Below are 7,630 nucleotides of genomic sequence, written 5' to 3' on the forward strand. Positions count from 1 at the left end.
AAGTCCGGCGCGGCCCGGCCAGCCCATAGGCGCCGCCGGTCCCACCACCTCTGGGCGCATGGACGCCTATACCCCGCGTCTGCTGGATCAGGGCCTTAAAGGCATGATCGGCAAAGGATACCGCAAGCCGGAAGTGGTAGAGGCCATGAAAAAACACGGCGTACCCTATCTTGCGGCCGTGGGCGGGGCCGGGGCGCTTATTGCCCGGGCCATCAGGAAATATACGGTGCTGGCCTACGAAGATCTGGGGCCGGAAGCTGTCGCCGCCATGGAAGTGGAGGATTTTCCGGCCATTGTGGTCATAGACAGCGACGGCGGCAATTTTTACGAAACGGGGCAGGCTCCGTACAAACGCATCTGAAGGCATAGCTGTTTTTCATAATGGCCCAGGTACAGAATACTTGTAGAAGGAGTTGTCATGGCTTTAAGCAGAACCCCTGGGGAGGCAAAAACCCGCCTGGATTTCTGGCAGGCAGCCTCCGGCGTGGTGTTGGCCCTGTTCGTATGCGTGCATCTGACGCTGGAAGGAACTGTCGTGTTCAGCCCGGCGCTGACAAACGGCATAGCGTGGTTTCTGGAAGCCACATGGCTGGCCCAGATCGCCGCACCTCTTATCATCTTGCTGATAGTATTTCATTTTTACATCGCGGCAAGAAAGATGCCCTTCCGCGCCAATGAACTCGGCATCTTTGTACGCCACAGCAAAAGCCTGAAAGATTTTGACACCTGGCTGTGGCTTGTGCAGGTATTTACGGCCATTGTCATTCTTCTGGGCGCTTTTTACCACGTGTATACCGTCATGACAGACCTGCCCATCACTGTGGCGGGCAGCGCCAAGCGCCTGCATAGCGGCTGGCTGGCCTTTTATGTGCTCTTTCTGCCCTGCGTCATCCTTCATACGGGCATCGGCGTGTACCGCCTGGCCGTGAAGTACGGCGTCTGCACCAAGAGCACGAAGCCTGCATGGCGCAAGTGGGTATGGATTGTTATGGGCTGTTATCTTTTGCTTGGAACGCTGGCTCTGACCCGCGTCTGGTTCCTGGGATAGGGGGTGCCGTATGCGTATTTTTGAATGTGACGTCTTGTGCATCGGCGCAGGTCTGGCCGGGGAACGTGTGGCGGTTGAGGCGGCTCAGGCCGGCTTCAGGGTTATCTGTCTTTCCGTTGTGCCTCCCAAACGCTCGCACTCTTCCGCGGCAATGGGCGGCATGCAGGCGGCCCTTGGCAACTCCATCATGGGCGAAGGCGACTGCCCGGAAATCCATTTCAACGACACGGTTAAAGGCTCCGACTGGGGCTGTGACCAGGAAGTGGCGCGTCTTTTTGCCGAAACCGGCCCCATAGCCATGCGTGAAATGGCCTGGATGGGCGTACCCTGGAGCCGCGTTGTTCCGGGTGAGCATACCTATTATAAGGGCGGCAAACCTTTTCAGGCCACGGAAAAAACGGAAAATGAAGGGCTGATCCACTCGCGTGCCTTCGGCGGCACTGCCAAGTGGCGTACCTGTTACACCTCGGACGGCACAGGCCACGCCGTGCTGTTCACCCTGGACAACCGCCTGCTGCAGCTTGGCGTGGAGGTACACGACCGTACCCAGGCCGAGGTGCTTGTGCATGACGGCCAGCGCTGTATGGGCTGCGTGGCCCGCGACCTGCGCACCGGCGAGCTTGTGGGCTACTTCGCCAAGGCAACCCTTATTGCCACAGGTGGTTACGGCCGCATTTACCGGGCCACCACCAATGCCATCATCTGTGACGGCGGCGGCCAGATCGCCGCGCTGGAAACAGGCGTTGTTCCTCTGGGCAATATGGAAGCCGTGCAGTTTCACCCCACGGGTACAGTGCCCACGGACATTCTGGTCACCGAAGGCTGCCGCGGCGACGGCGGGACCCTGCTGGACGTCAACGAATACCGCTTCATGCCCGACTATGAGCCGGAAAAAGCGGAACTGGCCTCGCGCGACGTGGTCGCGCGCCGCATGACCGAGCACATGCGCAAGGGCCTTGGCGTAAAAAGCCCGTACGGCGACCACCTCTGGCTGGACATCCGCCACCTGGGCGAAAAGCATATCACCACCAACCTGCGTGAGGTATATGACATCTCCACGCACTTCCTTGGTGTGAACCCCATTCACCAGCTCATTCCCGTGCGCCCCACCCACCATTACAGCATGGGCGGCGTACGCATCAATAAAGACGGACACGCCTACGGCCTTGAGGGCCTGTTCTCCGCCGGAGAGGCCGCCTGTTGGGATATGCACGGCTTCAACCGCCTGGGCGGCAACTCCCTGGCCGAAACCATTGTCTCCGGGCGCATTGTGGGCAAGAAGCTGGTGGAATTCCTCAAGGGCTATGAAACCATATTCTCCACGGCCGAGATGAACGCGGCCGCCACAAAGGTAAAAGACCGCATAGCCGCCCTGCTGCGCGGCACAGGCGATGACTGTTACACCCTGCGCAATGAAATGCAGGATGTCATGATGGAGCATGTGGGCATTTTCCGTAACGGCAAAGACCTTGAGGCTGGCGTGAGCAAGCTGCAGGACCTGCTGGAACGCTGCGGCAACATGCGCCTGGCAAGCGGCGACATCCCCGGCCCCAATGCCGAGCTTTCAATGGCCCTGCGGGTTCCGGGCATGCTCAAGCTGGCCCTGTGTACGGCCTACGGCGCGCTGATGCGTACAGAAAGCCGTGGCGCTCACGCCCGTGAAGACTACCCCGAACGCAATGACAAGGATTGGCTCAACCGCACCCTGGCCTACTGGAAGGAAGGCGACAGCCTGCCCACACTCAAGTATGAACCGGCTACGCCGTTCTATATTCTGCCTCCCGGTGACCGGGGTTACGGCGGCGGCAAGATCATTCCCGGCGACATTATGGAAGACCAGATCGTTCCCTACGATCAGAAAGGCTAAGGGAGGGTACCATGGGACGTAATCTTACATTTGAAATATTCCGTTATAATCCGCTGGACCCTCGCTCATTCCCGCATATGCAGACCTTCCAGCTTGAAGAGCACCCCAGCATGACGCTCTTTATCGCGCTGAACCTCATACGCGAAAAGCACGACGCTTCCCTGCAATTTGACTTTTGCTGCCGGGCGGGCATCTGCGGTTCCTGCGGCATGGTCATCAACGGGCGGCCTGGCCTGGCCTGCCACACGCAAACCAGCGACCTGCCCGACCACATCACCCTGCATCCCCTGCCGGTTTTCAAACTGCTGGGCGACCTTTCCGTGGACACGGGCACATGGTTTCGCCATGTGGGCAAAAAAATCGAATCGTGGATACACACCAATAAAGAGTTTGATCCCAACGCCCAGGAAGAGCGCATGAGCAACAGCCTGGCAACGGAGATCTTTGAACTGGACAGGTGCATTGAGTGCGGCTGCTGCGTTGCCGCCTGCGGCACAGCCCGCATGCGGGAAGATTTTATTGGGGCCACTGCCATCAACCGCATGGCGCGCTTCTATATCGACCCGCGTGACAACCGCACCCCTGCGGATTATTATGAACTTATCGGCGATGACAACGGCGTGTTCGGCTGCATGGGGCTGCTGGCCTGTGACAGCGTATGCCCCAAGCAACTGCCCCTGCAAGACCAGCTCGGCATCATGCGCCGCATGGTCAGTATGGAATCGGTGAGGGGCATCCTGCCTGAATCTCTGCGCAAAAAACTGCAAGGCTGCGGTTGCGGCTGCGCCAAAAGCTAAACCGCCAGCACAGGGTACAGGCCCGAAGCCCGCTGCTCCGGGCCTGTACCGCATACGTCCTGAATTCTTTGCCCGGCGGAAAAAGCCTCATCCGCCAAAAGGAAGGATGCCATGCTTATATTAGACTGGATGAAGCCCCACGTAATCACTGTCGTGCCTGACACCTCCCTGCTGCAATGCAGAAAACTTCTTAAAGATAACCGCATCAACTACCTGCCGGTAGTGGACCGGGACAACATCGTGGTGGGCCTTATCGCCTCTGCGGACCTCAAGGCTTTTGCCCCGCAGCACGCCACCGGCTTTGAAATCCTTGAAGCCCTGGACATTCTGGCCGAAACAAAGGTCAAGGATGTCATGGTGGTCGCCCCTGTTACCATCCATTATAACAATACTGTGGAACAGGCCGCCAAAACCATGTTTGACAGGCACGTGGCTTGTCTGCCGGTCATTGACGATGAAGACAAGCTGGTCGGCATCATCACGGGGTGGGACATTTTCCACGCCCTGCTCAACATGAGCGGCGCGGAACAGGGCGGCGATGAAGCGGGCTTTGTTCTGCCCAACCAGCCCGGAACCATCCGCGAGATTCTGGATACACTGAAAACGCACGGCATGAGCGTCATTTCCGTGCTCTCGGCTGCCGCTGACAATGGCATGCGCCAGGTAAAAATACGCTTTCGCGCCCAGGATGCCGCCGCCCTGGACGACACTTTTGAAATACTCAAAAAACACAGTGGCTTGCGCTATTGGGCAAGAGACGGCAAGGTTCACATGAAAGACTAGAGCAGTTTACAGTTGAAATACGCTGACTGCTCTTGCAGGGATTTTTATGAAAATCCCTGCCGTGAAAGGCCAGCGGGCAGGTCCTTGCCTGCCGCAAGCGAGAGTTTCAAGTGGTAACAGCTTGGATTTTCGGCGCATCCGTGTGGTCTGTTCGCCGGATGCGCCATAAATCCATATGTCATAAGCCCGCATCTGTGCCGAAGCCGGCATGCGGTGCGAAAAACACCATGTACCCAACAGCCCGACAGGCTGTTCGCTTCCGCCTGCCCATGCCGGTCATGGGTGCAGCCCCCCGCGCCGTGCGGAACGCGCCGCCCGGAAGCGCACCACATCAGTCAAGGAGTGTACAATGTCTCGTATCAAGAATCTGCGGGATGAAGCCCTCGCCATGCATAAAGAGTATCAGGGCAAGATCGAGGTGCGCGTGAAAGCGCCCGTGCGCGATACCGACGACCTCACCCTGGCCTACTCGCCCGGCGTGGCCGAACCTTGCATGGAAATCTACCGCCAGCCTGAAACCCTCGACGTCTATACCAACCACTCCAACTTTGTCTGTGTGGTCTCCAACGGCACTGCCGTTCTGGGCCTGGGCGACATCGGCCCCGCAGCCGCCATGCCTGTGATGGAAGGCAAGTCCCTGCTGTTCAAAACCTTTGGCGATGTGGATGCCTTTCCCATCTGTGTCAACACCAAAGACACGGCCAAAATCATCGAACTGGTGGAGCTGATGGGTCCCACCTTCGGCGGCGTCAACCTTGAGGACATCAAGGCTCCGGAATGCTTTGTCATTGAAGACAGCCTGAAAAAAAACGGCGTCTTCAAAGGCCCCATCTTTCATGACGACCAGCACGGGACCGCCGTGGTCACCCTGGCCGGACTTCTCAACGCGCTCAAACTGGTGGACAAAAAACTTGACGACATCACCGTGGTCACCAGCGGCGCAGGTGCCGCCGGTATTGCCATCATCAAGCTGCTCATGGCCCTTGGCCTGAAAAACGTCATCATGTGCGACTCGCGCGGGGCCATATGGGAAGGACGCAGCGAAGGAATGAACGCCTACAAGGAAGACATCGCCCGCCGCACCAACCCGCAGAAGATCAAGGGCGGCCTGGCCGAGGCCATCAAGGGTGCCGATGTCTTTATCGGCGTGTCCGCTCCGGACACGCTTAATGAAGACATGATCCGCAGCATGGCCAAAGACCCCATAGTCTTTGCCCAGGCCAACCCCATCCCAGAAATATGGCCCATCCAGCGCGCCCTGGACGCCGGAGCCAAGGTTGTAGCCACGGGCCGCTCCGACTGCCCCAACCAGATCAACAACGTTCTGGCCTTCCCCGGTATTTTCCGCGGCGCGCTTGATGTTGCCGCCACGGACATCAACGATGCCATGAAAATTGCGGCGGCCTACGCCATTGCCGAACTGGTCAAGCCCGAAGAGCTCAGCCCCGGCTATATCATTCCCTCCACGCTTAACAGCGAAGTGGCCCCCCGGGTGGCCGCGGCCACGGCCAAAGCCGCCATGGAAAGCGGCATCGCCCGCAAGCCCACAGACCCGGAAGTTGTGGCGGAAAATCTGAAAAAAAGACTGGCCGGCCGCCAGATTGCGTGCACGAAGAAATAGCGTCCACTACCGCTTTCTGACACGCCAGCACCACGGCTGAACCCGTACAGACAGGGTTCTCTTCCGAAAGCAGGACTCCTGCTTTCGAGAGAGAACCCCTTTTTTATGGCCCTACCATCTGCGAAAGCGCCTCCCTTTTCCTATGCGTTCCGTCCGTACCTGCACAAAAAACGTCTGATAATCGCACCTGTGCAGCACGGCTTCATCTCAAGGCAGGCGGAAAGCTGCCAATCCCCGGGGTGAGCCACGCACATCAGAGCAGATTAACTTTGAATTGTTTCATATTTCAAAGTTTTCATTCAGCCGAAAAATATGGTTCTCGGCTGAATACACGCCGTGTTGTGGCGCGCTGCACTTTCGTGCGCAGTGCTGGAACTTTTTCATTTTTTCAACATTTAACTGCTCGGCACCAAAACATAGCAAAAGAATAAAATTATAATATAGTGTTATTATTGAAAATTTTAAAAAATATCATTTATTTTTCAAAAGGGAATTGACTTTGGATTTCATTTTTGTAAACTCGACTAAACAAATTAGACAAGACTAACTATGGCCGACCACACGGGCCAATAAAGGAAGAAACATGCAGTCCGACACTCAAGCATTGTCCCCTGATCAGGCTGTTTGCCATAGCCTCTCCGACCCGGATTCCTTTATCCGGCCCAACCCGGACAAGTTTTTTGCCCGTGAGGGTGTATCGCCCCTTTCTCATGCCTTTGACGGCAAGATCGCCATTCACCCCGGTCTGGGCAATCAGCCCCTTGCTGAAGAAGAAATGCGGCCAGCCCTTGAAACACTTCTTGAAACGCCCCTGCAGGGCAAAACCGTGGCGTACATTCACGTACCCTTTTGCCAGACCCATTGCCTGTACTGCGGGTTCTACAACAAGCACTATGGCGAAGACGACAGCCGCGTCTACACGGACGCCCTGCTGGCCGAGCTGGCCCAGTGGCGTGACTGCGTTGCCGTGCAAAGCACGCCCGTGCATGCCCTGTACCTGGGCGGCGGCACTCCCACCGCCCTTGAAGCTGCCGACCTGGAGCGTATCCTCAAAGCCGCCCGCGAAAATCTGCCTCTGGCAAACGACTGCGAAATCACCATTGAAGGCCGCCTTGCCAACTTTGACGCCCGCAAGATGGAAGCCTGCCTTGCCGGTGGAGCCAACCGCTTTTCGCTGGGCGTGCAGAGCTTCAATACGGAAATCCGCCGCTCCATGGGCCGCCTTGGCACACGGGAAGACATGATACGCGGCCTTGAGCTTCTCATGAGCTACAATCAGGCGGCTGTTATTGTTGACCTTATTTATGGCTTTCCCCGACAGACCATGAACTGCTGGCTTGAAGACATCGCCGTGGCCCAGTCCGTCAACCTTGACGGGGCCGACTGCTACCAGCTCAACGTGTACGGCCAGACGCCCCTGGGCAAGGCCATCCAGCAAGGCAGCATTCCTCCTGCCGCCGACGCGCCCGCCCAGTCGGCCATGTTTGCGGCATCGGTCGAGGCCATGACCCAGG

The 7,630-nt window shown here is 57.7% G+C and carries 7 protein-coding genes; all 7 read left to right on the plus strand.

Features of this window, described 5'->3' with window-relative positions:
• Window positions 1-361 (plus strand): fumarate hydratase C-terminal domain-containing protein (locus tag V6C16_RS05450; protein ID WP_333542860.1); only part of this gene is annotated, 361 nt, incomplete at its 5' end.
• A gap of 57 nt (window positions 362-418) precedes the next feature.
• Complete coding sequence (locus V6C16_RS05455) at window positions 419-1,048, plus strand: succinate dehydrogenase/fumarate reductase transmembrane subunit (protein ID WP_333536770.1); 630 nt, start codon at window positions 419-421, stop codon at window positions 1,046-1,048.
• Window positions 1,049-1,058: 10 nt separating this feature from the next.
• On the plus strand, window positions 1,059-2,915 hold the full coding sequence (locus tag V6C16_RS05460; protein WP_333536771.1) for a fumarate reductase flavoprotein subunit: 1,857 nt from the start codon (window positions 1,059-1,061) through the stop codon (window positions 2,913-2,915).
• An 11-nt stretch (window positions 2,916-2,926) separates the two neighbouring features.
• The gene (locus tag V6C16_RS05465) at window positions 2,927-3,712 is read left to right on the plus strand and encodes a fumarate reductase iron-sulfur subunit (RefSeq protein ID WP_333536772.1); all 786 of its coding nucleotides are present in this window, start codon (window positions 2,927-2,929) and stop codon (window positions 3,710-3,712) included.
• A gap of 111 nt (window positions 3,713-3,823) precedes the next feature.
• The gene (locus V6C16_RS05470; RefSeq protein WP_333536773.1) at window positions 3,824-4,495 is read left to right on the plus strand and encodes a CBS and ACT domain-containing protein; all 672 of its coding nucleotides are present in this window, start codon (window positions 3,824-3,826) and stop codon (window positions 4,493-4,495) included.
• Between the two features lie 349 nt (window positions 4,496-4,844).
• The gene (locus V6C16_RS05475; RefSeq protein ID WP_333536774.1) at window positions 4,845-6,116 is read left to right on the plus strand and encodes an NAD(P)-dependent malic enzyme; all 1,272 of its coding nucleotides are present in this window, start codon (window positions 4,845-4,847) and stop codon (window positions 6,114-6,116) included.
• Between the two features lie 583 nt (window positions 6,117-6,699).
• On the plus strand, window positions 6,700-7,630 hold a 931-nt coding region (locus V6C16_RS05480), incomplete at its 3' end, for a radical SAM protein (RefSeq protein ID WP_333542861.1).

This window comes from Desulfovibrio sp. 1188_IL3213, from assembly GCF_036763145.1.
Taxonomy (GTDB): domain Bacteria; phylum Desulfobacterota; class Desulfovibrionia; order Desulfovibrionales; family Desulfovibrionaceae; genus Desulfovibrio.

Coding starts and splice junctions, on each gene's coding strand:
- V6C16_RS05455 (WP_333536770.1), top strand. CDS start 419: ATGGCTTTAAGCAGAACCCCTGGGGAGGCAAAAACCCGCCTGGATTTC.
- V6C16_RS05460 (WP_333536771.1), top strand. CDS start 1,059: ATGCGTATTTTTGAATGTGACGTCTTGTGCATCGGCGCAGGTCTGGCC.
- V6C16_RS05465 (WP_333536772.1), top strand. CDS start 2,927: ATGGGACGTAATCTTACATTTGAAATATTCCGTTATAATCCGCTGGAC.
- V6C16_RS05470 (WP_333536773.1), top strand. CDS start 3,824: ATGCTTATATTAGACTGGATGAAGCCCCACGTAATCACTGTCGTGCCT.
- V6C16_RS05475 (WP_333536774.1), top strand. CDS start 4,845: ATGTCTCGTATCAAGAATCTGCGGGATGAAGCCCTCGCCATGCATAAA.